This window comes from Ruegeria sp. CDSA079 (assembly GCF_059612245.1).
In genome coordinates this window covers 52,451-77,754 of the sequence record NZ_JBXWQF010000009.1, presented here as the reverse complement: position 1 = coordinate 77,754, position 25,304 = coordinate 52,451, and the positions used below count along the sequence as shown (strand labels likewise).

Sequence of the window (25,304 nt, the reverse complement as noted above, 5' to 3'; positions counted from 1 at the left end):
ACTATCCCTGATCAATGTTGTCTTGGCGTTCGTCTCGGCCCAGAAACAGGCGGATCAAATGGCCAGTGGAAAAAAGGAACACCAAAGCGCCGCTGATTGTCAGAGGCAAGGAGCGCAAGCCTTCTGACCATTGGATGAGCGGGATCAGGGTGTTCCATTTGAATATGGTCAACTCGATCCCGTACCAAAACATCATGCCACCGAAACCCGCCATCAGGACGTCAGTGAGCACGACGAAAACCGTTCGCGCAGAGGGTGGAACTATATTGCGGAACACAACAACGGAGAGGTGCGTGTGATTGTGCACACCCGCAGCCGCACCGAGAAACGCGATGACCATGACCAAAAGCAGTGAAACCTGCTCGACCCAAGTGGGCGTGTTATTCAGAACGTAGCGCCCGAACACCAGCCAGGCAAAGATCGCTGTCATAACGACAATGGCGACGCCAGACAGCAACATGCAAACTCGTGCGAGCAGATCAAGAATCCTGTCCATGTTGCGCATGGCGGCAGGGGGGGTGTCGGGCTCTTGCATTGGATTTCCTCTGAGACAAAACGCCCGGCATCCAATTGGCGGAGCCGGGCGCTCAAAGTTGAACTGTTAAGACAACTTATTCAGTGGCTTGCGCCATTTCTACCAACGCTTTCATGTCAGGATTTGCAGCCAAGTAGTCTGCATAAACCGAATCCATTGCGGACTGGAATGGGCCTTTGTCAGCGATTTCATTGACTGTGATGCCAGCCGCTTCGACATCTTTACGCGCTTGCTCAGAGCCGATTGCCCAAAGCTCACGCTGGACCAATGCGGCTTCTTCTGCTGCGCCGCGCACAGCGGCCTGCAGTTCAGGAGACAGCGCATTGAATTTGGCCGTGTTCACGCAGATGCACTCGGGGATAATCAGGTGCTCGGATAAAGAATAATTTGTGGTCACTTCAAAGTGGCCGACATTTTTGAATGACGGGAAGTTGTTTTCCGCACCATCAACAACGCCGGTTTTCAGAGCTTGCTGAACTTCGGAGAAAGCCATTGGAGACGGGTTTCCGCCCATAGCTGAAATCATCGATGTATAAAGATCGTTGTTCATCACACGGATTTTCAGGCCTTCGACATCTGCTGGCGTGTTGATCGGTTTTTGGCTGTAGAAAGAACGCGCACCGGCATCAAACCATGCCAGTGGCAGAACGCCTGCTTCACCCATCGCAGCTGAAACAACCTCACCGGCTTCGCCGTCCAGCACGCGGAACATGTGCGGCACATCCTTAAAGATGAAAGGAAGCGATACAAGGTTAGCTTCTTTCACCATTGGGCCAATGGGACCGAGGTTGAAGTTACCAACCTCGATTGCGCCGATACGAACCTGTTCAAGGGCATCCGGTTGGGAACCAAGAACACCACCGTGGAACACATCGACGGTAACCTCGCCGTCTGTAGCAGCGTCAACCAGTTCGGCAAACTTGTCCATTGCAGCCGTGTTGGGATGGCCGTCGTTGTGGATGTTCCAGGCCCGCCAGTTTTCGGCCGAAGCTGACGTTGCAATGAATGCCACAGCGGTCGCAGTTGCAAAGAACGATTTCGTGAAAGTCATGGGTTCTCCTCCCCGATTAATTTTGGACAGGATTTGGCTTTCATGGAAATTCAGAGACCGTAAGCCACGTAGCTTTCGATTTCCCCCAAGGACCAGAATCGCTGCTGCCCTTAAAGGGACACTAGTATCCAAGTTATGTCAACTGTAGGCTTTTAGTATGTCAGATTGCTTGACAGTCGAAAGCGCAGGGCATTTGATAGGTGACAGGATTACATTGGTTCACTCAAGCAAGATCAAATAGAATATTCTATATATTTCAATGATCTAAAGGTGAATCTATAATTTGAAACGCAACCAAGATAGAGGGCGCAAGCAACATACCGTGGAAGATATTGTCAGACGAACCACAACCGATGCGGTCTATGAAGCGCTACACGACGAGATCGTTTCGCTTGAAATTCTTCCCGGTACAAAGCTATCCGAAACAGAGGTAGCCAGCCGATTCGGCGTATCACGCCAACCTGTTCGCAACGCATTCACAAGGCTCGGCAACGAAGATCTGCTCTTGATACGACCACAAAAGGCGACCGTAGTTCGAGGATTTTCTATGGAGCGTGTGGCTCTCGCGCGATTGGTTAGAATGGCGGTGGAGCTAGAGATCGTCCATCGAGCAATGGAAGTTTGGGACGCAACACGTGAAGCAAAACTTGCAGAAAACCTCGCCTTACAAGAGCAAGCGATCAGTGACGGTGACCTATCGGCATTTCACGCGCTGGACTATGATTTTCACAAACTGATCTACGTGCTCAGCGGCAATCCGATGGCGTTTGATGTAATGCTAGAATCCAAGCAAAAGGTTGACCGGCTTTGTATGCTCAGTCTTGAAAAGGGCAGCGCCGCAGACGCCATCCTCGCCGATCACCGAGAGATTGCAGAGGCCATGGCGGCAGGAGACCATGACCAAGCGCAAGCCTCTGTCAGAAAACACTTGTCCCGCCTCGACGAAACCATCGACTTCATTCACAAGACGCACCCAGGCTACTTTGAGTAACCGAGGCCATGCGATCTGGTGGTCTCAGGCCGTTCCTCGTTCCGGACGATCATTATCAATATTGAATTTCATGCCGTCCAAAAGCTCTTCCAAATCGGGACGTGCCGCAGGGCCGTTAGAGATGTCGGCCAGCATCAGCGTCCCATTCGGACGGATACCAAACGCGCCAGGTTCAGCGAACAGACCCGTGGTTTCCGCATCAGATAGGGGTGATGACACATAAAGACCAAGCGCGCGCATTTGCGCTTCGGTCATTCCATAGCAAAGATCAAACTCCCAGCCGAATTCTGCTTTGTCTGCCGCAGCTTTTTCTTTGGTGTCGGCAGAGACAACAATAACGTCCATAACGTCAGCCCATGCTGGCAGCGCCACATTCAACTTGTTCAAGAAGCGCTTGCAGCGTGGACAATGCTTACCTCGGTAAACAAACAACATGGTCCAGCGGTCTTTTTGTTGACCGATCGTAACCTTGTCATCAGACCCCAGCCTCAAAAAACTCATTTGCTCGATTTGCGCGCCGACATTTGGTTTGGGTGAGGTCATGAGTCGTTCCTTTATCCTATAAACAATAACTTTGCGCGGATAAGGTCTGATAAGAGCCCTTTTTGACCAATGTCGCAACTCGGACGAAATGTCGGCTTACACAAACTCAAGAAAAAGTTGCACAATTGCTTTCAGGCAACCGCAAAAAGTTCGGATAATTGTCGACCACTTGAAAAGCTCAAATAGACTTGTGAAAGGGTCAACACTATACGTCAAATAGCCCGACATCGTTCAGCTTCGAGCTGAAATCTGCGGCACCGCACTGGGTGCCGCAGGGATCTTTGGATTTAGAACGACCAGCGAAGCCCCGCCCGCAGGAAGGGTCCCTGGGCGTCGTTGCCGATTTCCTGCTCTGCATTCAGTTCGAGCCGAATGTCCTGAACAAGCTCCTGCTCGTAACCAACCGAGACGCGAGCGCCGGTGAAGTCGGTAGAGGCAAAGATCAGCGACTGAGTCGAGGAGAACACGGTTACATTCGCATCTGATGTTCCCAGATCGCGCCGCAGAACTCCGCTCAGCTGTCCGCTTAGTATTCCACCATTGCCGAACAGCTTTTCGGCTTCAACACCCAGTTGGACTTCGATGACTTCGGTTGTGACATCTCCAACCGTGGCGTTGGCACTTGACCGTGTTTCGGTATAGCCATCGTCTTTCTGGTTGGTATAGCGTGCGTTTGCAAATCCGATCAGCCCAAAATCATCGCTGACGTCGAACCCGCGTTCGACAGCGATGTGCGCTGTCAACAGCCTGCTGTCATAATCGGCATGTGCATCAATGCTGCCATTGATTTGACGGGTGCGGTCTGTCGAGAGCCAGCCATAACCAAACCCTGCTTCAAGCGTGTATGCACCAATCTGCCGGCCCAGAGCAGCGTCGAGATAGAAACCGGTCGTGTCAAAATCTGCGGATTCGTTGTCTCCATCTGCCGAGAAAACGCCCATGCCAACAGCCAAAGCAAGGCCATTGTCCAACTGTCCGGCAACCCCGGCGCTACCACTGAAAAGCGATACGTCCAAATCACTACCGGTTTCAGGGTCGAACTCTCGATATTGCGCATCAATCATCGCAAATGGCCTGAAGCCCGCAAAAGTGGCCCCCTGCGCAACTTGCGGTGGCAGGTCATAGTTCAGCGCGTTGCCACTGCTACCTACTACACTTCCGTAGAAGGCGACGACGTCACCTGAAACCGCAAAATCATCAGCATCGACAGCTGCGTATACCGGAGCTGCTCCGCCCTCATCCTGAACAAACCAGGCTGAGCCCTCTTCGGACACTGTGGTCGTGAAATCGCCCGCACCGGGCGTAGCGTCTTCAAAGTGAAACACAGCACTGCCGCCCTGAGCGTCGAGATTTACGTTGTGTGCGTCGACCCGTATCATGCCCGCAACGTCGTCTTTGGTATCAGCGTTGAGTGTACCCGAACCCGTCCCGAGATATACGGCATAAACCTCGTCATTTCCCGAAACCCGGATAGTTCCCAGGCCGTCGATCGTGCCGTCAAAGTTGTCGAATTGAATACCGGCAGCACGTGTTCCGGAAGCGCCGGTCGCATGAGCGGTGATCTCGCCTGTGTTTGAGAAGGATCCCTGCATGTCATTGGCGTAGACACCGATTGCAGTTGATTGGTCCGGTGATAGTCCACCACCATCCATCCCACCCTGAGCGGTGACCGTGATACTGCCCGAGTTCGTGATGTCTCCGGTTGCGATTTCGTCGACGTATACGCCATAGGCTTCGGCCTCGGTATCCCGCGAGATCGCAGTAGCCGTAATCACGCCCGAGTTCGTGATGGTGCCGCTCAGGTCGTCAGTCAGGTAGACTCCTGCGGCTGTTGCAACGCAGGCCGAAAAAGACGCGTTCTTAGAGCGTCACCGCTAAACCGGAGTCTGAGGCTATGGGCCAAGCCTCTCTCATTTTTTGCGAGACTGTTCGCACTCGTATGCTGCACAGTTGAGTGTAAATCGGTATTCGTTCGGGTCTCGCCATACTTGACTTTGGAACAAACGCGGCGAAATGGGGCTTTGTTCCCACTTTTCCAATTCGATGATGTCATAGCCAAAGGGAGCCTTGCTGGTCAGCCGTAGTTCATTCATCGAGCGGCGAAATCTGACTGTGAGCCCGACTTGCCCATTCAACAGAGTGCAGGGAAGGTCGGTTTTTTCATGGTTTGGCCATAAATGCGGCTCGGATCGCGGCCTTCATAGCGTCCTGAGGCCCTTGTACTTTCGGCTTGCTCGATGCCATCACCAGCTTGGAGGCGGGTGTGTTTCCGAGGCCCAATGCATCGTTCACCACCGATAGACCGCCGTGCAGCGAGGAGCGGCCGAGCAGACCCACTGCGATCCCGGCTTCTACTGCTGCAAGCACACCAGAGACGCTTTGGCTGGAGTAGACAACGCGATATGGCTTTCCACGGGCTTGCAATGAAATGGCCGCCGCGTCGCGCCACCAGCACGCATGATCGAACAAGGCCACTGGAAGGCTTTCATCGGCCCGAAAGAGCCGGTGCGCCGACGACACCCAACATGTCGGGTCTTCATAGATGACCTCTTCGTGGCTGGATGGGCTTTCAACCTCATAGACCGCTAGGTCCAGCGCCCCCTTATCGAGGGCTTCTGGAAAACTTGTGCTCAGGGCGCAGGTGACATCCAGTTCGACTTTCGGATGTTGACGGGCAAAAGTCGCAATGATCGCCGCAAGTCTGGCGCGCCCATGATCGTCGGGTATGCCCAAACGCAGTTTGCCGCTTACTGTGTTCTGTGAAATCTCTCGTAGTGCCACATCGAGACGTGCCGTCACCTCCTGCGCGACTGGAAATAGCTTTCGTCCCGTGTCGCTCAGGACCACCCCGCGACCATGCCTTTCAAAGACCGGCTGACCCAGGATCGCTTCGAGGCGCTTGATTTGAAGGCTTGTCGCAGATTGCGACCGGTGGATGCGGGCAGCACCGCCCGTGACGCTTCCGGCATCAGCCACGGCGACGAAGGTTCGCAGAAGATCGCTATCCAGATTTTCCATCTGTTTTTCCAATATCGGAAATTGAAACTATGCGTTTCACAGATGCCTTGTGCCGCACTATTTTTCAAGGTCAGAGGAGTATCCCATGTCAGATCAGACAGCTGCCCACCAACCATCTAACCGGAAACCCCTGGTGTGGGGCGTGTCTTTGCTGCTGCTGGCAGGCATCTGTCTTGCTTGGCCGGAACACGCGGTAAACGCAGCAAAGTTTGTTCTATGGGGCCTGATTGTCGTGGCCCCCATCGTCATTCCGGGCATCGTGCTTGCAGCCTGGATCATCGCAAGCGGCGCGGATACCCACATCGCTGGTGCCTTCGAGGGCAGGACACTGAGAACGGTTCTGGCGGCCTCGCTCATTGGAGCCATCACACCCGTGTGCGGTGTGACCGTGCTGCCTTTGATGGCCGGCTTGCTAGCTGCGGGCGTGCCGCTCGCTCCGATCATGGCCTTCTGGCTGTCCTCTCCGATAACGGACCCCGCAATGCTCGCGACAACAGCGGCAACCCTTGGTCTGAGCTTTGCGATTGGCAAGACGCTTGCCGCTTTCGGATTGGGTCTATTCGGCGGCGCGATCACCGGCCTGTTCGCCAAGACGCCATGGGCCATGAATGCGCTTCGGGACAATGGTCTGGCGCGCCAGCTAAGTGTTGCACGATGCGGCGAAGAGCAGCCCTTTGATCCTAGGGTCTGGCGGTCTGAGGCGCGACGTCATTCTTTCAGCAAACAGTTCTGGGCAACCACGCGGCTTATCCTGATTTGCCTGATCCCGGCATTTGCCGCGGAGTATGCCCTGAACGCGGCCCTTACACCGGGCGCACTGGCAGCATATGTTGGCGAAGACAAATGGTGGGCCATACCCGCCGCTGTCTTCGTCGGTGCCCCGGCCTATTTCGACGGTTACGCTGCGCTCCCACTGACACGAGGGTTGATCGACAACGGCATGTCCGACGGCGCAGCGATGGCGTTCCTTGTTTCGGGCGGCGCGGTCAGCATCTGGGGTGCTATGGCCATCGCACCGGTGCTCAAATTTCAACCGTTCATGCTCTATCTGCTACTTGCAGTTCTGGGGTCGCTCGGGGCGGGGTGTATCTTTGGATGGATCGTCTGAGATTCAGCGTATCGGGACGCAGACGTTCAGCGACCGGCAGCGAAGTCCCGCACTGCGGTCGTCTTCAAACCGCGTCTCGAATGGCTGGTTAGCGAGTCACTTGCTCAACGGTTTCGTTTGGGCGAGCTGATGCCGGACTTAGGGTCAGGATTCATAACCAATAGATGACGGTTGCTGCGAGGGCGATGGCAGAAAGGAAGACTTTGGGGCAGCGGTCATAGCGGGTTGCGATGCGCCTCCAGTCCTTGAGTCTGCCGAACATGATCTCGATCCTGTTGCGGCGTTTGTAGCGGCGTTTGTCGTTTTTGACTGGGGTCTTGCGTTGCTTACGGCCGGGGATGCAGGCGCGTATCCCTTTGTCTTTTAACGCGTCTCGGAACCAGTCAGCATCATAGCCGCGATCCCCGAGCAGCCAGTCCGCATTTGGAATACTGCTGAGCAGAGCCCGAGCACCGATGTAATCGCTGACCTGCCCGGCGGTAACGAACAGGTTGAGCGGACGCCCTTGGCTATCACAGATGGCGTGCAGCTTGGTGTTCATGCCCCCCTTGGTTCTACCGATCAGGCGGCCACGCCCCCTTTTTTGCGGCCATACTGGTCGCGGTGCGGTGTGCCTTGAGATAGGTCGCGTCGATCATTACCGTCTTTTTCTCGCCGTGCTCAGCGGCTAAACCGGCCATCATCCGAGCGAAGATAGGGGTGCGACGTTCGGACACAGAAGGTCAGCGGACGGCCGGTCCGGAAAGCAGCTGGATATTAGTGGCAGATAAGGGGCAAAAAGCCTCTGAACAGAAATTGTTCAATGTTTTCAGTGCTTTGGAACGTCACTGATATTTGACTCAATTGACGGCCAAAACCTCAATAAACAGGTCAATCACGTCATTCAATTTTGACCCAAACGTCAAGCATTTTTGGCCCAAGGTGATTAATGGCATTTCATCGATGCTGAAGTTGATGTCTCATTTCTTGCCTGCTCCACCCAGCGACTGACAAACGCGGATTTGACCATCATGGAGTTGAGAAGGTTACTAAGCTCGAGGAAACTACGTCACGACTGAACGCGCGTTGGATGTCTTATCCGGAGCCTCCAAGCCTTGCCGATGTATCCTCCTTGGCATTGCCCTCAGCCATTCTGCCAAAAGCTTGTCGCCAACCTTCAGCAAGTTCTTTCATCTGAGACAAAACCTCGGCATCTTGTGGCGATATGCGACGGGTCAGCCGTGCGCGTGTAACAGCCAATACAGACCAATTCGGATTTGGCCTTTCAGCCAAGGTGATCCGATCACCGGCGCCAACTTCGCCAGGTTCGAGCACACGATAGTACCATCCGGTTCGGCCCGTCTTCTGAAACTGGTAGGGCATTTCCTTGCGCCTTGTATGTAGCCCAAGTTTCCAGCACGGCTGCCGTCCCTGGCTAATTTGAACTACCGCCGTCCCGAGTAACAGGATGTCGCCGATGCAGAGGTTTTCCTCGGTCAGTCCCATCGTAGAAATGTTCTCACCAAACGCCGCTGGTATTGTGCCGGGTGCCATTAGGCCCTCTGCTTGCCAAGCCGAATAGTGATCAAAAGCATAATGATGGATGGCTTTGTCTTCGCCACCATGCACGGTCAAATCCGCTTGAGCGTCCCCGGAAAATCCAAGCGAGGTAATAGTTTGCCGCCCGTTCACCCGATCTTTCTGAATGGCTGATGGCGGTTTGTTTTGCCCGCGATCTTTGACCTCTCCGAAGAATATGTCGTCAATAGTCGCTGACAGGTCTGGATGGTTCATCTGGCTTCCTTGTGCTCAAGACAGATCTTGTCTTTCTCTCCGGGCTCCAATGAAATACCCAACAACTTGCAGAAACCGTTTTTAGTCGTGGCATCATGATGAGTGCAGGATTTGCATTGGCCGAACGAACGACCGCCATTTGCGGTCAAGGCCAGACTGAGGCTTTGCATCAGCCCCTGCTCAAGCATGGCTTGGTTTTCTGCAGGCATATCTCCTACTGCCTGAGCAACAGGGTTCGGCTGACGTACGATCTCGCCCCCTTCCTTTGTGAGTTCGTAGGAAATCGACCGCTGATCATGTTCTTTGCGATGCTCTTCTACATAGCCTTTGCGCGCCAAAGCTTTGAGCGTCTGTGACATCGTTCCACGGGTTGTTCCGATGTATTCTGCAACATGCGACGGCGAGCGCGAGAACATGTTCGCCTCAGCGAGGTACTCGAGCGCCATCCTCTGAGTCGGGTTCAAATCTCCCGCCCATCCTTCGGAAGCATCAATCCGGGCCAGACGGTTGATCAGTGTGCGTATGCGATGATCTGTGTTCATAACACTTTTAGTAGCGACTCGAAATTATAGTTGCAATGTATTTCTCACTATAGTAGCGACTCGCTATCTTTTAACAGGAGACACCCATGAAACTCTCAATGCTCACTTCCACTCTGGTCTTGTTCATCGGCAGCACAGCTCTTGCTGATGGGAACCATGCCATCCATCAAGATGGCGCCATCATATCTTCGGCAGACGCCAGTAAAGTCGCGGACTTTGACATTCTGGCCGCGCACGCGCACCGCAATGGAAACACCGTCACTTTTCACATGACAACGAATGGAGCGGCTGGCGCCTCAGTTCCGGTGGCAACCGGAGAGGTCGGTGGATCAGACGTCTGGTCCTATGTTTGGCCTACTTCTTTGGACCCTTCGGCCGTTGGGTTCGAAGGCGACACAGGCATCCTTGCAATGGCCGCAACCAGTCATCCAGATTTTGATGACACACCGCTTTTTGACGAGAACGGCGACGGAGATCCGGCCAATGACGGCATCGAATGGCACAGCCACTGGGTTGTGTTGACCCCGACCGAAGCTTGCGGACCCGACGCGCTTGCGGTGCGTGACATCCCCGAAGGTTCCTTACCCAAGCTACCTGCGACATGGCCTGGGTTTCCGATCTTTCTGGACAGCCCTGGATTTACGCCCTTGTTCGACGGCCCTGAAATCTCGGTGAACGCAGGCTTCGCCAGCGATGTGGAGTTGGATGGCGTGGCTTACGATGGTGTCACCTCGGCCTTGCGTGTGAACGCTAATATCCATGCGCCCTTGCTGTGCGTCACAGATGTCTTCGACGTCGCATCCGGCGATCTGAGCCTGCCGGGCAAGCTTCACTAACATTCGATTGCGCAGCCGCCGAACCCACGGCGGCTGCCTGCTACTGAGGACGAGGAAAATGCAAGCACCAGAGTTAGACGTCAGGGAATGGTTCAACACAGACACGCCCCTAACCCTAGATAACCTAAAAGGACGGGTTGTCGTCATTGAGGCCTTTCAAATGCTGTGCCCAGGATGTGTCCTGCACGGTATCCCCTTGGCGCAGTCGATTCAGAGGACGTTTTCTGAAGAGAAGGTAGCCGTAATTGGCCTGCACACCGGGTTCGAGCATCACAACGCTATGACACCGGTGTCTTTGCAAACTTTCCTGCATGAATATCGCATCACGTTCCCTGTCGGCGTGGACAAACAGGGCGCAGGACCATTGCCAAACACGATGTCTCGCTTTGGCATGCGCGGCACACCAAGCCTTGTCCTTTTAGATCAGGCGGGGCAGATCGTTGCGCATCACCTTGGTCAGGTTTCTGAACTGCAATTGGGATCAGAGATTGGCGGCCTTCTGACACGAGGGGTCGTATCGGTCAAAAGCGGTCCCGTCACTGTCGGTCAATCGCTGGATAGCAGTCATTGATCCTGTGCGCGGAGAACTTCTGTTTCGAGCCCCAACCCGTGAATTTGATTTTCGCGCTGCGAGCGCTCGCAGCACGGATTTTGCCGCGCAGGCATCATCTTTAGCGCGGCAATGCAGTGTTACAGCCGCCATTCATGTCGGGTGCAGCAAGATTTCGCCAGGCAAGGAACGAGTCGCGGGACAAAGGGTAAATTCACCGCGTTTGCGCCAAGGTCTGCAATATCGAGTAACCGGCCGCATAATCGACGTGCGGCCCTTACCAGAGACCGGTTCAGCGGACCACGTGGACAGAACAATTAGCATGGTGAACGACCCGGTTCGCAGTCGACCCAATAAAAATGTTCTCGATCCCCGGCTTGTGTGAGGCCAGCACTATGCAATCGATGTCATTTTCATTTGCGAAATCAACGATCGCTCGGCCAGCGCTCCCCGAAATAAGCCGCGGTGTCGCACCCGGTAGCTCTGCAGCGTTTCGATGTAAGCCTTCCTGCAGCTCTTTTCGCGTGTTTGCCAGAACTTCCTCGGGTATCTGAGATGCCACATATGCAGGGATCGGTTCCTGCACATGAAGCACTGTGAATTCCGCATCGGCATTCGCCAGCAAACGAGCAGCTTCAAATGAGGCCTGTGTATCGTGATCGTTGTCCAGTGCGACTGGTACCAGAATGTTTTTATACATATTAGCTACCCTCCTTTGCTCCAGTTGCGATCATTCCGACCTCTGTGGTGATACGGCTCTCTATACCGGATCGGAATTCGGAGATTTGCCCGCCTTCTTAGCTGTGCTTGCAACATCAACCATTGTCTTTTCCACAGCTTCGACTTCGGTTTCCGCTGCATATGCTGCACATCGGGCAACTGTTTCGAACCATTCCTGAGCGTCAGCCACAAGGCGTTGGGCTGAGTGCTTCTGCCACTCAGCTATGGATTGCAGTGCTTTTGCTGGATCAGTCGGGTCTGCAGCAGATGCCGAGCGCGCAGTTTCAAGCGCGGTTCGAACAGCCTCGTGACGCCTCTCAAACCAATGCTGAGCAAAGGCCTCTGTCTCTTTCAGTGATTTCTCCTGCGTGTCCCAGAATTGCTCAAGCTGAGCGCCTAAAAACGGATTGGCCGTAGTAGTCGGCTGCATCTGCTTGAAAACATCGACAAGTGGGTTGGAGTAACTTGATTTTGGCTTCTCTTCAGGCATCGGAGATTCCTCCTCATCTTCCCAATGCTGAATGTTACCAATTCTCGTAGAAAATAACCTTAATGTAGATCAACCGGCGTTAACAAACGTGGGCAGTGGTGCTCTACAATCTAATGGCGGCATTTGTACCAACCTACTCGATTTGAATAGACTCCAGATAATAAATCACATTTGCCAACGGCACACCTGCGAACATCGGCTGGCCGTCAGGCATGGTCAGCGCAACTTTTTGGTCCGAATCCAAAGCTGGTCCAAAAATGGGCATTTCTCCGCCATGCGCGAGCAATGGTGCGCGACCATCAATTTGACGCGCCACCGCCTCAATCGGAAAAACGCCGTCGTTTTGGGCCGCAAGCCTAGTCAAATCAGGCGTCCTTATCGCCAGCATCTCCGCCATTGGACCATCTCCTGTGGCCTCGAAACCATGGCATTGCCAACAATAAGTTCTGTAGAGATCGTGCCCATTTTGAAGGTCTATATCCTGCGCCAGTGCAGCACTTGCAGCAAATATTGACAAAAGAAGTGCGCGACAAACTAGCATCTGTTCTTCCTCCGAGATCAGCATTTCGAGTTGAAAATACGCGATATCGAATGAATGCTTCATTGATCTCGCTCATATTCAACCTTTGAGTACCATCTGGAAAAACCATCACGAAGGGATGGTCGCTTCAGTCGGTTCCGCTTTGTTTATCGGTCTTAGCGGCTAATGATATAGATCAATGCCAAATGAGGCATTACATATCAAAGTATGAATGTTTCAGAAGAAGCTCGGCATGAGCGATGATGAGCCCTTGGTTTATCATGGGGTGCTTGTTTGCGGCACAGCTTCGGTACCCAGGCAATTGTCCATCAAGGAGTGAGGTGAATGCATACAGTTGATCCACCGGCCCCTAAACTCCGACGCTCTCTCACCACCCCGTTGCTTACATTATATGGGCTCGGTGTTACCGTCGGTGCGGGAATTTATGTGCTCGTCGGCGCAACCGCCGAGGTCGCGGGCCCTTATGCTGCAGTTTCGTTTCTTGTTGCAGCGCTCGTCGTTTCGCTGACGGCTTTGTCGTACGCCGAACTCGCGACACGCTTTCCCGTAAGCGCGGGTGAAGCGGCATACGTTGAAGCGGGATTTCAAAGGGGCTGGATGGCGGTTCTAATCGGTCTTGCCGTTGCTGCGTCTGGGATTATTTCAGCCTCGGCTGTCGCGATTGGGGCGGCCTCATACCTTCACACCCTGACGGGGCTTGGCACCGCATTGCTTACGATCGGCGTTGTGTCGGTCATGGGGCTGATTGCACTCTGGGGCATTACACAATCGGTATTTGTGGCAGCCGTGATCACGGTCATCGAGATCGCGGGGCTTCTTTTTGTGATTGGCTGGGGCATGTCGGTGCATGAACCGCAAGGCCATGAAATTAGTGAGATGATTCCGGGACTCGAGCTCAGTACCTGGCGCGGTATTATGGCGGCATCTCTGCTGGCATTTTTTGCCTTCGTCGGCTTTGAGGACATGGCAAACGTCGCCGAAGAGGTAAAAGACCCAACCCACACAATTCCAAAGGCTATCCTTTTGACGCTCGTTTTGGCGACGGGTTTGTATCTAGCGACCTCGATCACGGTCCTGCTCGTTGTTCCTATCCATACCTTGTCGACCTCGGCCGCCCCACTCACGCTGGTTTTCTTCGACGCACCCGAAGTAATCAAACAAGGGTTCGCCGCAGTCGCGGTTGTTGCAACAGTCAATGGCGTCTTGATCCAGATGATTATGGCGTCGCGGGTGATCTATGGTCTTGCCGACCGGGATCATCTTCCGAAAATACTGGCGACTGTCCCGCAGGTTACCCAAACACCGGTCGTCGCAACCCTGTTGGTAGTTGCGATAATCCTTCTGCTGACGCAAACTCTGCCAATCGGCATACTAGCGGAACGCACATCCCAGATCGTTTTGGGAGTGTTTGTTTTGGTCAACGTCTCGCTGATATTGCTGAAGTCCCGGCCAGGGTCAACTCGGGAACATTTCCGCGTACCTCTTGTTGTGCCAATCCTTGGGGTGCTGACCAGCACTCTGCTTTTTGGTGCCGGATTTCTCTGAGAGGAAAACCGACAGCACAGGGTCATCAGAACGGGGTCCGACTGACGCATGAACACTGACCGATCAACAATTGGAAGGCGGATTTCAGGCTGGTGGCACCGGACTTTCGTTGATCTGGTCGCACAATTGCAATGGTCTTACTTGCCACCATTGATGGTTTACTTTGCGGCCGGGGTTTCGGGACTAACATCCGTCGTCGGTGCGTTTTTTCTTAAAGACTATCTGAATCTATCCGCCGCTTCTGTTGCGGGATTGGCATTCTGGGCCGGGTTGCCGTGGATTCTAAAAATGCCGCTGGGTCATCTTGTTGATCTGTTCTGGCGCTGGAAATCCCTGCTGATTGTCGTTGGCGCATCCCTTATCACGACGTCATTGCTCATCATGTACAGGCTTGTGGCTGCGCCTGACCAAATGGCCGGCATAATGCCACTTGAGGATTGGTACGTCGTTGCCTTGATGTTGGCTCCTTCAGGTTATGCCATTCAGGATGTCGTTGCTGACGCCATGACAGTCGAAGCAGTGCCGCAATCGGACCGAGACGGACGCGCGTTTATTCAGGACGAAGTTCGTGCCCGGCACACCACCATGCAGACCCTCGGCAGGATTGCGATCATATCCGGGTTTGCAGGGGTCGCCGCGGTTAACATCTGGATTTTTTCGGGGGCGGAAAATCTGGAGCAAGCCGATCGTTTGGTTCTCTACGGTCGGGTCTATCTCATTGCCCTGGCTATCCCACTGTTGTCTGTCAGCGGAGTGGTTCTTCACGCTCTGATACAGCGTCGCCTCGTTCGTCGAGGACACCTTCCGCACAGACCAGATCAAACCACCGAAGTCAGGTGGCCGATACTGCTGGGCGGACTTGCGTTTGTTGTTCTCAGCATAGTGTTGGGAACCGCAAATTTTGCCTTCGCGCAAGAGACCGTTTTTGCGGTGTCGCTCACGGTCATTCTCTACCTCATGTCGCGTTTGCTGAGAGAGCTGGAGTCGAAACAGGCCAAAGTTCTGATCGGGACAGCAACTATCATTTTCGTTTTTCGAGCAGTTCCCTTGCCAGGACCGGGCCTGACCTGGTTCGAGATCGACGAGCTTGGGTTTGACGAACAGTTCCTGGCCATTCTAGCGCTTCTGACCTCGCTACTTGCTCTGCTTGGCCTGATTATCCTCAGGCCGTTTATGGCAAGTCGTTCGATTGCGCAGGTTGTTGTGTTACTCACGATTGCCGCCGGAGTGCTGTCCCTGCCAAACCTTGCCTTGTACTACGGGGTGCATGAATGGACGGCCGCGCGCACAGGTGGGGTCGTGGATGCAAGGTTTATCGCCATTCTTGACACAGCCGTTGAGTCACCGCTGGGTCAGATCGCGATGGTCCCAATGTTGGCTTGGATCGCGCGCAACGCCCCAACACATCTGAAGGCTACCTTTTTTGCGGTCATGGCGTCGTTCACCAACATGGCATTGTCAGCAAGCAGTCTCGGTACAAAATACCTGAATCAGATCTTTACCGTTACCCGCGCGGTTACCGATCCCAGAACGGGTAACGTTGCCTCCGTCGCTGACTATAGCCACTTGGGGAACTTGCTGATTACCGTGGGGTTGATCTCTGTCATCATCCCACTGGCTGTGGTTTTTCTTGTGCAAAACTCGCCTTATCAGACGCGCGATTGAAAATGCGGATCAATCGCTTTCATCGAGAAGTATCTTGAGGTGTGACACCGGAACGCCAATATTCGAGCCGCCAAATTCAGGTAAGATCGCGGCATTGATAGCAACCACCTCGCCATTTCGGTTCAGGGCAGGTCCGCCGCTTCCGCCGGTTGTGGTTTCAGCATCATAGACGACTGCACCGGCACTGGTCTGGGCGACGATCCCCCGGCTGGCCAGAGGCCTGATCTTGTTCTGCTCTGAAAGGTGTTTTGCAATAGTCCAGAAATCGACGGCGCCGTCTCTCTCAAGCGTTTTCAGAAAATCTGGCCCGGCCTGCACGATCAAGGCCTTAAGGCCAGTCGGAAATCCAAGCAGGAAAACTTCTTCACCTGCACGCGGCGGGTCTGGTGCCAGTGAAAGCCCGAGCCCTTGAACACGGTTTGCATCAACGGACAGAAGTGCCAGATCGGCCGTGTTGCTTGCCCTAAGCAATACCGCTTCCATTGGCTTGGATTGTTCTGGCAGATAAGCCAGCAGGCTAAGTATCTCGGCTTCAAGCCCTGCTGCCTTCAGGGCCTGCGCCCGATCCCCGGTCGTCCAGGGCAAGGCGACATGACGGTTGGTCACCAACAGAGAGGTGCCCTGCAACAGAAACCCGGTTCCGGTGAACTGAAACTCTGCTGGCGCGCCTGCCGCATCTGGCTCAATCCATGGTTTCCCGAATGGAGTTTTTAGTTTCTCCCCGTCCGGGCCAAGCACATGCCGCAGCAATTTGCCGCTTTCGGTCTGTCGCAATCCGTAAGCACCCTGGATAAAGGCAATAGATCGCGTCGAGGCTGTGATAACTCGCCTTGACGCACCAGCGCGTTCTTCCAAAGTGCCAAGGCGCTGCTCGGTGGAAATCACCTGGTTGTCAAACGCTTCTCTGAGCGCGACCAGATCATCCGCCGTCAGTGCATCTTCTCGCGTCTGCGTAAGCATGACAGCAACCGCCTCGATCTTGAGAGACTCCTGTTTAAGGCTGTCCGCCAGCTTCCGGTCGTTCTGAAAAAGCAAATAGCCAAAGGCAAAGATCAGAAGAAGCACACCGGTAACGGTAACCCTGAACAAAACCGTGGTTTGTGATGTCAGCCTACGCCCGCCTTCGCGCAGCGCACCGGACATTTTTCTGGCGAAGGGTCGTCGGCTGGAGCGCGCATACACATAAGCGTCACTAATTATGTCCTCGACCGTGTGATGTGCAGGGAATGAGTGGTCACACACCCTGTAGCGAGACATGGGCCCCTCTTCACCGAACTCAATCATGTCGCCATGCCCAAGAACTGCCGAAGCAGTTTTTTGACCATTGACCCAAATATCCCGGCCAGGCAACGCGTTTAGCGCATAACCGCCTTGCGACCACTGAATGGTCGCCACGTCTTCGTCATGCGGGGGCAAATCCTCTTTCCGCCTGAACTTCAGGATACGATCAGGACCCACCGAAGCAGCCAAAGCGTTGCCGACAAGCCAGGTAACGGTTCCGCGGGACGGCCCCGTCAAGCTCTCCAGAAATGCTCGGACATCGCCCGTGTCACTTTCCACATCGCTTTTGTCCGGCGTCCGCATCGTCCATCTCAGTTCTCTAGCCCTATTGGCACATTATCATGCGCAGCAGTGAAACCGCTATGGTGGGCAATAATGTGCTCGTTTTAAGAACACCAAGGGTCCGCGCATGCTGCCCGGACCATGATGGTTGCGCGTGCGCCTCCATTGCGCCTATTTCGATGAGACCTTAATCTTCCGGCTGGGATCCTGAGGTTCGGTTTTCGGCATCGTGACGTGCAGGACACCTTTGTCGAACGCAGCGGAAATCTCCTCGATATCGACTGCATCAGGCAGCGTCATTGTCCGGGTGAAACTGCCATAGCTTCTCTCGCTAACGCGCAGATCGCCTGTGTCATCATGCGTAACATTCTTCTGGCCCCGCAGCGTCAATCTACGGTCTTTGATTTCGACTTCGACGTCGTCTTCTTCGAGACCCGGCAATTCAGCCGTGAGAACGATCGCTGTATCCGTTTCGTGGATGTCAATCGCCGGCGAAATCGCACCCGTCATGTCCAACGACGGGAAGCCCGTGCGTTGCGCGGCTGTTTCCAGCGGCAGGAATGGCGCTGCGCCCCCGAAAAAGCGCGACATCATGGATTCCATTTCGCGTCGAAAATTATCAGAGAGCGGATGTGTTCCAGCAAACAGTTGCGGGGTATTTTTGTCTTCAAGCATTTTCTGATCCTCCTCCTTTGGTGCGATTGGGGGGAGGCGGTATTATGGCAAAAAACGCGTCTAATTACCTTGATCTTGCGCAACCAGGCGTCCTCGGTATCACGCCAAAAGGACATCCCGGCCGTATCAGTATTCCGAATGAAACAAGGCGCATTACCAATCATACGTCCAGGCCAAGGGGCAAACTGATCTGACTCTATTGCGCCAACGAGCGTCTGAAAAGCATCAGGCTTGACACCAGAAGGATTGCGCCCAGTAACGCCATCCATAGGAACTCTGGCCATACCGTTTCAAACCCAGCACCCTTGAAGATGATGGATTGACCGGCGGACATATAGTGGCGGGAAGGAAGGATCGATGTTCCGAACTGAAGCCAGTCGGGCTGACCCTCGATCGGTGTCTCTCCTCCTGACAGCATCAGCATTGGAAGGACTGTCAGCATTACCAAAAGCGCGAACTGCGCCATTGAGCGCGCAATCGTTGCAAGAAATACCCCAAGTGCGGTTGCCGTGAAGAGAAACAGGGCGGTGCCAACTAAAAACAACACCTTCGACCCCGCGATGCTGATCCCCAGGAAACCTTGCATAACAAAGGTCAGCGATAAAGCGGCCGCGACAAGAACCACCGCTGCGTTTGCCCAAATCTTGGCCATCGCAATGTCAAGCGGGGTAAGCGGCATCGCAAGCAGGTGTTCAATTGTGCCATGTTCACGCTCGCGGATCATTGCAGCACCGGTGAGGATCGTAGTCAGCCACATGATCTGGCCGATGAGCGCCACGATGCCGGCAAAACGAACAGTATCACGGTTGGGATTGAACGCACTGCGCATGATGATATCGACAGGCAATGTCTCTATCAGGTCCGCACCGATGGCAAAGCGACGGATCTCGGCGCTGAGGATATTGATGATATAGTTTGCACCAATCCCGGCCTGTTCCATCGCCGTCGCATCAATCAGAACCTGGATTTCAGGTGAGCGCCCGGCGCGAACATCTTTCTCGAACCCCGGTGGCACTGCGACCACAAACAGGAACAGCCCGGCATCCATCTTTTCAGCTCCGGTGCCCGGTTCGATCTGGGCAACTGGCTGGAATTCAGGAGGGAAGAATGCTGTGGCAAGGGACCGTGAAAGGGGTGATCCATCTTCATCGGCAAATGCAATGGAGGCGTTGTTGACCGAGTTCGAAACCCCCGTCGCCTCCATCACGGGTGCCAGCGTGAATGACCAGACCAGCAGCGCCATCATCACCCAATCACGCCTAAGGCTCATCATTTCTTTCAAGCCAAGCCAGAAGATGCAGGACAACCGTTGCATTTACTTCTCCTGCGCTCGAAGTAAAAGGACAGCGATCAGCGTCAGCACCGGCCCGAAAAAGGCCAGAGCCAGAAGATCGGGGGCAAGCGCATCCCAGCCCAGCCCTTTTGTAAAGGCACCGACATTCAGATGCAGGAAATAGGATGACGGCCAGAGCGACCCAATTGTCTGCGCGCCGCCTTCAAGCGTTGACACCGGTTGTAACAACCCGGAGAACTGAATGGTCGGTACGACCGAGGCGATCGCGGTGGCGAAGGTAGCGGCCACCTGGCTTGAAGTCATGGTCGCAATGAGTAGCCCATAGGATGTTGTAGCCCAGACATACAGCAACGCGCCGATTGCCAGAGGAACCGGGTTGCCTTTGAGCGGTACATCAAAAACAAAGACCGTCATTCCAGCCAAGAGCAGGAAATTGGCGAACGCGATTGCGATATAAGGGATTTGTTTGCCAACCAGAAACTCAAGCCGCGTCGTTGGCGTCGCATAGAAATTGGTGATTGTTCCCAACTCTTTTTCACGCGCGACGCTGACTGCAATCAGAACTGCCGGTAACATTATCAAAAGGATCGCAGGCATGGCCGGAGCCATTGCGGCAATACTCTCGAAACTCTGGTTGTACCTGAAGCGTGGCTCGATACGGGCGATCTCGACCGGATGCACACCGTTTTGGCGGGCCATTGCTTCCAAAAAGGTATAGTGGAGCCCCGCCACATAGCCTTCCACGGTCTCGCCCTTGAATGGAATTGCGCCGTCCACAATTGCGAGCACGTCCGTTGCTTCGCCAGAGCGGATCTTGCGCCCGAAATCAGGTGGGAGTTCGACAACCAGCGAGGCATCTCCTCGGGCCAGCCGTTCATGGCCCTCATCGATACTCGTCAGTGGCTGCGTTGAGTTGAAGTAGCGCGATCCGGAAATCTCAGCAATGTAGGCGCGACTTTCGGGTCCTTGCGACAAGTCCAGTACCGCGAAATCCAGTTCTTCGATGTCCAGCGTAATCCCATAGCAAAAGACCAGCATCAGGATCACCGAGCCCAGGAACGCAAACGCCAAACGCACGCGGTCGCGCAAAATCTCGATGGTTTCACGCCTCGTATATGCCAGTGCGCGCCTGATACCCCCGCCAGCGCTGTCATCAAGGGCATGAACCGAAGCCTCAGGAGCTTTCACCGGTGCCGGAGGGTCAGCGGCCTTCAATACCGTGACAAATGCTTCCTCCAGACTGTCTGCCTGTGCCTCGGTGATCAACGCATCCGGTGTTCCCTCAGCCAGAACCCGGCCCGCATGCATGAATGACACCCGATCACAGCGCTCAGCTTCGGCCATGAAATGGGTCGAGACGAAAATCGTTACATCCTCATCTCTCGAAAGCTCAATCAGCAGAGCCCAAAACGAGTCGCGCGCCTCAGGGTCCACCCCCGAAGTTGGTTCATCCAGGATCAGCACGCGAGGTCGGTGGATTACAGCGACCGCCAGGGAGAGACGTTGCTTGATGCCAAGTGGCAGCGCCGTGGCCAGCATGTCCATATGTGTAGTCAGGCCAAAGCGCTCTGCCAATTCATTGATACGCATCTCTCGATCCGTGATCGCAAAGATGCGGGCGTGAAGCTGAAGGTTCTGTCGAACGGTCAACTCGCCATAAAGAGAAAATGCCTGACTCATATAGCCAATCTCGCGACGCATCGTCAGGTCGCGCGAGTCAACCGGCCTTCCGAACAACAGCGCCTCACCCTCACTTGCGGGCAAAAGACCTGTCAGCATTTTCATGGTTGTCGACTTGCCGCAGCCGTTCGATCCGAGGAAACCGAAGATCTCACCACGGTTGATCGAGAATTCGACGTCATTGACCGCGGTGAAATCGCCAAAGCGCCGCGTCAATCCACGTGCTGTGATCACCGGGTCGGCCTCATGGTGATGTGTGGGCGCTTTCTTTGGTGCGATCAGGGGCTCCCCGTGCGCCTGCAGCCGCCGGTAGGACGTTTCAAGATCGCTGGCTGCTCCCTTCAATTCTGCCGGAGAACCATGGAAAAGCACGCGCCCGGCATCCATCGCGACGATAAAGTCGAATTCTTCGGCTTCTTCCATATAGGCTGTCGAAACCAGTATGGAGAGGTCGGGTGTAGCCTCTCGGACCGCGTCGATCAGCGCCCAGAATTGACGCCGCGACAGAGGGTCGATGCCAGTGGTCGGCTCATCCAGAACCAAAAGCTTAGGGTCATGGATCAGTGCACAACACAGCCCGAGCTTCTGCTTCATGCCGCCCGAGAGTTTTCCCGTCAGCCGATCAGAGAATGGCGCAAGCCCGGTTGCCGACAGCAATGCTGCGATCCGGATGTCACGCTCCTGTTGCCCCTGCCCGAAGAGACGCGAAAAGAACTCAAGGTTCTCGCGCACCGACAATTCTGCATAGAGGTTCCGGCCCAACCCCTGCGGCATAAATGCGATCGCAGGGCAGATATCGTGACGATGGGCACGGTCGTCGATCGAACCTCCGAGAACCTTGATCGTGCCGGATTGAAGCTTCTTCGCGCCGGTGATCAAACCCAAAAGCGTTGATTTGCCAACCCCGTCAGGCCCGATCAGCCCAATAAGCTGACCAACCGACAGATCAAGCGACAGGTTATCGAGTGCAATGTGTTGGCGATACTTATGCGTGACACCTCTGACGCAGAAATCAGATTTGCCCGCCTGGGAATTCATTTGAACAATTCGGGTGGAATCCGCCTTTCCAGATATTCCGGCCATACACCATCAGAAGAAAGCCTGATCACAGCGATACCGCGAAGGCCGGTTTTTACATGTTCTATCCGCTCTGTGATCAGATCTTGGGGGATGCGAACCCGAACGCGAAAGACCAACTGTTCACGCTCGCTCAATGTCTCTACCTGCTTCGGAGTGAACTGGGCTTCGGGGGATACAAAAGTGACGGTTGCAGGAATGGCAAAATCCGGCAAGGCATCAAGTACGATGCGCGCCTCAGCCCCGATGGGCAGCAACCCCGCTTCGCGAGCGGGCAGGTACACGTCCATATAGACGTTCTCTAAGCTGAGAAGCGTGAGGATCGGCTCCCCCGCGCCGACAACTTCGCCGGGCTCAGCCAGTTTGTAAAGAACGCGCCCTGGCATGGGGGCGACAAGCGAAGCATCCTCGATCTGAGCTGTGATCCGGCGCATTTCAGCTTCGGCAGCAGCGATCTGGCTGTCTGATGTTGCAACCCGGGCCTTCGCCGCACCCAGGACGGCATCGGCAACCTGAAATGCGGTTTCGCGATCCTCGAAAACGGTCATCGAAATGTTTTGACCCGCCAACAGTGCCTTGGCCCGTTCCAGTTCCTGCGCTGCGCGACGCTGTTGGCTTTCTCGTTGGACAACAACAGCCTCGGCTTCGGCCTTGGCTTGACGCGCCAACGCTACCTCGGCTTTGGCGCGATCAAGCGCTGCAGACAGTTCATCGGTGTCCATCTCGACCAGCAGCTCACCCACAGCAACCAAGTGGCCTTCTGCCGCCAAAACCTGTGCAACCCGCCCTGCGAAGGTGGGGGCAATTTCCACTTGTTCGGCCTCTATCCGTCCATTGCCCTGTACAAATCCAACTGGCAATTCGCTGTTGTCTTCTGAAACGAATATGTACAACGCCGCACCTGCGAGAAGGAGCATTACGACGATCAGTATTGCGCGCACATTCTTTTTCATGATCTGGCGTACCGCGGTTAGAGCTACTAGGTGACGTTATCTCAAACCCCGCAAAATGCTTTGTTTTGGATCAAGCAGAGCCCTTTAGAGGGTTGTTCAGGCCAAACTCGGGTATAAAACCGGCGCAGCAGTCTGATTGTTAACCCGCATCAATGGCTTAATGCGGATTTCATGGCGTGACTTTCGATTTCGGTTGCGCCGAACTGACGGAATTGTTGCGCATGGGCAAGCATCACGCGGTCGAAACAAATGCCCAATTGTCCATCCATCGTGTCAAAGCACTTACAAGTCACACTTCCAGCGTGCGGATGAAACCAACACTGCGTCAGTATTGCGGGTTGCCGCTCCTACTTCGGCAACATGAAGAACTCTTCCAGTACAATCTTTCCGTCTGCTACCGAATAAACTGCAATCTCGCTCAAGGCGATACGTTGTCCAGTTTCCTTCTGCTTTACGTCAGCCTTATATCGCACACTGAAGCGGTTTGGGGGATGAACATAGGGGCCATCGACGTCGAATTCGATGATTTCATGAGTTGCCAGCCAATCCTCTCTTTTCCCTTTGATAGCATCACGGCCTTTGGTGATGCGAAACTGTCGAACCGGAGGCACAACCGCTTCTATGGATTGAGCGTTCTCGGCATACATTTCATCAACATTTGCAAGGCCCCTGCGATCACGCATTGCCTGAACAAATGTTCTTCCAATCTCGACTAATTCTTCCATGATAGCCCTCATTTTAGGCATCTACTGTATCACATCTTGCCTTTTCCAATCTTGACGAGGATCAATGAATTTAGATGTTGGCGAAGAATCCAGTTTGGGAACGAGAGGGCAACTAGTGCAGTGGCAAAGAACGGCCCAATTCCCGGCACCGTCATCAACCAATGCGCCATCTCCTTGCCTCGTGGTCGGTGAGTTACCTCCGCATCCAACTCATATCTGACTGATCAATCGGCTCGCATCCCAATCAGCGGACTTAGGCAAGCCTGTGCTGCTTCCCCTCGTGTTGCACCATCATGCGACAACCGATATCGACCACGAAGACAACCATGCTCCCGGCATCTAGACTATTAAGTGCAGGAAAAGCTTGATCTGGGCTGCACAATTGACAACGCCTTCAAAACCAACTGAAACCGATCGTTTTGCTCTGGCGGGCGCTGTGATCGGAGAAGTGGGTCTTACCGTTTATTAGCGCCAAGATAAGCAAACCAGTAGGCCAAGGCGACTCCTCCCGCCCCGCCGACAATGTTGCCCAGAGTAACCCACAATAGATTGGTCGCCGCTGAGAAAACCGGAACAGTTGCCCCCGCTGCCCAACCCTGCGGGAAGAAAAACATGTTCGCAATCGAATGCTCGAGCCCCAGCAACACAAAAGCAGTGACGGGCCACAAAACGGCCAGAACCTTGCCGACGACGCTGCGGGCGGCAAAGGACAGCCAAACAGCAAGGCATACCAACCCGTTGCACAATGCGCCACGGGCGAAGGCCGCCATCGGTTCCAACCCCGCTTTGGCATCGGCTATCACCACGGCGGTATTGCCCATCGGCCCCTCGAGCAGGCCGGTCAGAGAGAAGGCCAATGCAAGCCCGAGGGCGCCCGCGAAGTTTCCGGCGTAGACGATGCCCCAGCTTCGAAACAGCAGTCGCAGCGGTATCTTGCGGTCGACCGCTGCGATCACCATCAAAACATTTCCGGTGAACAATTCTGCACCACCTGCGATCACCAGGATAAGGCCCAGGGAAAACACCGCGCCACCCAGAACGCGGATCGGCCCCGCAGCGCTGTCTGCCCCAGTAACCGCCATCGTATAAGCCGCTGCGCCAAACCCTATGAATGCCCCGGCCAGCATCGCAAGAACGAACATGGGTGCCATTGGCAACTTTGCCTTTGTGACCCCAGCAGTCTCAACTAACGTCGCAATTTCAGAGGGTTTATGAGCGTCGAACAGGGGCGGGGTGTTCATGTCGGGCTCCAGAGTTAGCACGGATTTACGTATCAGAGATACGTACAGTCTATCTTCTGACCTTGAACCAATGCACAAATAAAAAGGGGAAGTTCATCTGTTCCGCCACAGTTCGGGTAGTTTCGCCTAACACAGTTTGGTCTCCGGTGATCACCACAGGCACCCATGACCTCTGTTTCAGCCTCCGT

The 25,304-nt window shown here is 54.5% G+C and carries 23 protein-coding genes and 1 pseudogene; 6 read left to right on the top strand and 18 right to left on the bottom strand.

What is annotated here, in order from left to right; genetic code table 11:
- Position 1: 1 nt before the first annotated feature.
- Positions 2-535, bottom strand: coding sequence for a TRAP transporter small permease (locus AC2FJZ_RS11735; protein ID WP_496777709.1), 534 nt, complete (start codon positions 533-535; stop codon positions 2-4).
- A 76-nt stretch (positions 536-611) separates the two neighbouring features.
- Positions 612-1,586, bottom strand: coding sequence for a TRAP transporter substrate-binding protein (locus AC2FJZ_RS11730; RefSeq protein ID WP_050605417.1), 975 nt, complete (start codon positions 1,584-1,586; stop codon positions 612-614).
- Positions 1,587-1,908: 322 nt separating this feature from the next.
- On the opposite strand from AC2FJZ_RS11730, the gene AC2FJZ_RS11725 reads away from it, so the two are divergent.
- Positions 1,909-2,577 (top strand): GntR family transcriptional regulator, encoded by a 669-nt coding sequence (locus AC2FJZ_RS11725; RefSeq protein ID WP_050605418.1) that lies wholly within the window; start codon positions 1,909-1,911, stop codon positions 2,575-2,577.
- 24 nt (positions 2,578-2,601) lie between these two features.
- Here the strand turns inward: AC2FJZ_RS11725 and AC2FJZ_RS11720 are convergent, their stop codons facing one another.
- From AC2FJZ_RS11720 to AC2FJZ_RS11710, 3 genes are all read right to left on the bottom strand, one after another.
- Positions 2,602-3,198 (bottom strand): redoxin domain-containing protein, encoded by a 597-nt coding sequence (locus AC2FJZ_RS11720; RefSeq protein WP_496777707.1) that lies wholly within the window; start codon positions 3,196-3,198, stop codon positions 2,602-2,604.
- A 209-nt stretch (positions 3,199-3,407) separates the two neighbouring features.
- Positions 3,408-4,895, bottom strand: a complete 1,488-nt coding sequence (locus AC2FJZ_RS11715; RefSeq protein ID WP_496777706.1) for an autotransporter outer membrane beta-barrel domain-containing protein — start codon at positions 4,893-4,895, stop codon at positions 3,408-3,410.
- Positions 4,896-5,280: 385 nt separating this feature from the next.
- On the bottom strand, positions 5,281-6,138 hold the full coding sequence (locus AC2FJZ_RS11710) for a LysR substrate-binding domain-containing protein (protein ID WP_496777704.1): 858 nt from the start codon (positions 6,136-6,138) through the stop codon (positions 5,281-5,283).
- An 85-nt stretch (positions 6,139-6,223) separates the two neighbouring features.
- Between AC2FJZ_RS11710 and AC2FJZ_RS11705 the strand changes: the two genes are divergently transcribed.
- Complete coding sequence (locus tag AC2FJZ_RS11705; protein WP_496777703.1) at positions 6,224-7,246, top strand: permease; 1,023 nt, start codon at positions 6,224-6,226, stop codon at positions 7,244-7,246.
- 151 nt (positions 7,247-7,397) lie between these two features.
- Here the strand turns inward: AC2FJZ_RS11705 and AC2FJZ_RS11700 are convergent.
- From AC2FJZ_RS11700 to AC2FJZ_RS11690, 3 genes and pseudogenes are all read right to left on the bottom strand, one after another.
- A pseudogene (locus tag AC2FJZ_RS11700) lies at positions 7,398-7,941 on the bottom strand (IS5 family transposase); the annotation flags it as partial.
- Between the two features lie 379 nt (positions 7,942-8,320).
- On the bottom strand, positions 8,321-9,019 hold the full coding sequence (locus tag AC2FJZ_RS11695; protein ID WP_496777702.1) for an MOSC domain-containing protein: 699 nt from the start codon (positions 9,017-9,019) through the stop codon (positions 8,321-8,323).
- On the bottom strand, positions 9,016-9,561 hold the full coding sequence (locus tag AC2FJZ_RS11690; RefSeq protein WP_377189551.1) for a MarR family winged helix-turn-helix transcriptional regulator: 546 nt from the start codon (positions 9,559-9,561) through the stop codon (positions 9,016-9,018). The genes AC2FJZ_RS11695 and AC2FJZ_RS11690 overlap by 4 nt, the downstream gene beginning before the upstream one ends.
- Positions 9,562-9,647: 86 nt before the next feature.
- Between AC2FJZ_RS11690 and AC2FJZ_RS11685 the strand changes: the two genes are divergently transcribed.
- Positions 9,648-10,397: a hypothetical protein gene (locus AC2FJZ_RS11685; RefSeq protein WP_496777700.1), complete on the top strand. Its 750-nt coding sequence runs from the start codon at positions 9,648-9,650 to the stop codon at positions 10,395-10,397.
- Positions 10,398-10,455: 58 nt separating this feature from the next.
- A complete protein-coding gene (locus tag AC2FJZ_RS11680; protein ID WP_496777698.1) occupies positions 10,456-10,968 on the top strand; it encodes a redoxin domain-containing protein in 513 nt (170 codons plus the stop codon).
- 271 nt (positions 10,969-11,239) lie between these two features.
- On the opposite strand, the gene AC2FJZ_RS11675 is transcribed toward AC2FJZ_RS11680, so the two are convergent.
- The 3 genes from AC2FJZ_RS11675 to AC2FJZ_RS11665 form a co-directional block, all read right to left on the bottom strand.
- Positions 11,240-11,647, bottom strand: coding sequence for a universal stress protein (locus AC2FJZ_RS11675; RefSeq protein WP_496673739.1), 408 nt, complete (start codon positions 11,645-11,647; stop codon positions 11,240-11,242).
- Positions 11,648-11,707: 60 nt separating this feature from the next.
- Complete coding sequence (locus AC2FJZ_RS11670; protein ID WP_496673742.1) at positions 11,708-12,157, bottom strand: phasin family protein; 450 nt, start codon at positions 12,155-12,157, stop codon at positions 11,708-11,710.
- Positions 12,158-12,290: 133 nt separating this feature from the next.
- On the bottom strand, positions 12,291-12,761 hold the full coding sequence (locus tag AC2FJZ_RS11665; RefSeq protein ID WP_496777696.1) for a c-type cytochrome: 471 nt from the start codon (positions 12,759-12,761) through the stop codon (positions 12,291-12,293).
- A gap of 261 nt (positions 12,762-13,022) precedes the next feature.
- On the opposite strand from AC2FJZ_RS11665, the gene AC2FJZ_RS11660 reads away from it, so the two are divergent.
- Entirely contained in the window at positions 13,023-14,243 is a 1,221-nt protein-coding gene (locus AC2FJZ_RS11660) for an APC family permease (protein WP_496777694.1), read from the top strand.
- 48 nt (positions 14,244-14,291) lie between these two features.
- Complete coding sequence (locus AC2FJZ_RS11655) at positions 14,292-15,908, top strand: MFS transporter (protein ID WP_496777692.1); 1,617 nt, start codon at positions 14,292-14,294, stop codon at positions 15,906-15,908.
- Positions 15,909-15,917: 9 nt separating this feature from the next.
- Here the strand turns inward: AC2FJZ_RS11655 and AC2FJZ_RS11650 are convergent, their stop codons facing one another.
- From AC2FJZ_RS11650 to AC2FJZ_RS11620, 7 genes are all read right to left on the bottom strand, one after another.
- Positions 15,918-17,492 (bottom strand): trypsin-like peptidase domain-containing protein, encoded by a 1,575-nt coding sequence (locus tag AC2FJZ_RS11650; RefSeq protein ID WP_496777691.1) that lies wholly within the window; start codon positions 17,490-17,492, stop codon positions 15,918-15,920.
- Positions 17,493-17,642: 150 nt separating this feature from the next.
- On the bottom strand, positions 17,643-18,146 hold the full coding sequence (locus AC2FJZ_RS11645) for an Hsp20/alpha crystallin family protein (protein WP_170359678.1): 504 nt from the start codon (positions 18,144-18,146) through the stop codon (positions 17,643-17,645).
- 196 nt (positions 18,147-18,342) lie between these two features.
- A complete protein-coding gene (locus AC2FJZ_RS11640; RefSeq protein WP_496673756.1) occupies positions 18,343-19,461 on the bottom strand; it encodes an ABC transporter permease in 1,119 nt (372 codons plus the stop codon).
- Complete coding sequence (gene rbbA, locus AC2FJZ_RS11635; protein ID WP_496777689.1) at positions 19,462-22,158, bottom strand: ribosome-associated ATPase/putative transporter RbbA; 2,697 nt, start codon at positions 22,156-22,158, stop codon at positions 19,462-19,464.
- Positions 22,155-23,150, bottom strand: coding sequence for an HlyD family secretion protein (locus tag AC2FJZ_RS11630; RefSeq protein WP_496777688.1), 996 nt, complete (start codon positions 23,148-23,150; stop codon positions 22,155-22,157). Before AC2FJZ_RS11630 ends, rbbA begins: the two co-directional genes overlap by 4 nt.
- Positions 23,151-23,497: 347 nt before the next feature.
- Positions 23,498-23,875 carry a SnoaL-like domain-containing protein gene (locus tag AC2FJZ_RS11625; RefSeq protein WP_496673762.1) on the bottom strand — a complete coding sequence of 126 codons (378 nt, stop codon included), beginning with the start codon at positions 23,873-23,875 and terminating at the stop codon, positions 23,498-23,500.
- 455 nt (positions 23,876-24,330) lie between these two features.
- Positions 24,331-25,116, bottom strand: coding sequence for a formate/nitrite transporter family protein (locus AC2FJZ_RS11620; RefSeq protein WP_496673765.1), 786 nt, complete (start codon positions 25,114-25,116; stop codon positions 24,331-24,333).
- Positions 25,117-25,304: the final 188 nt, after the last annotated feature.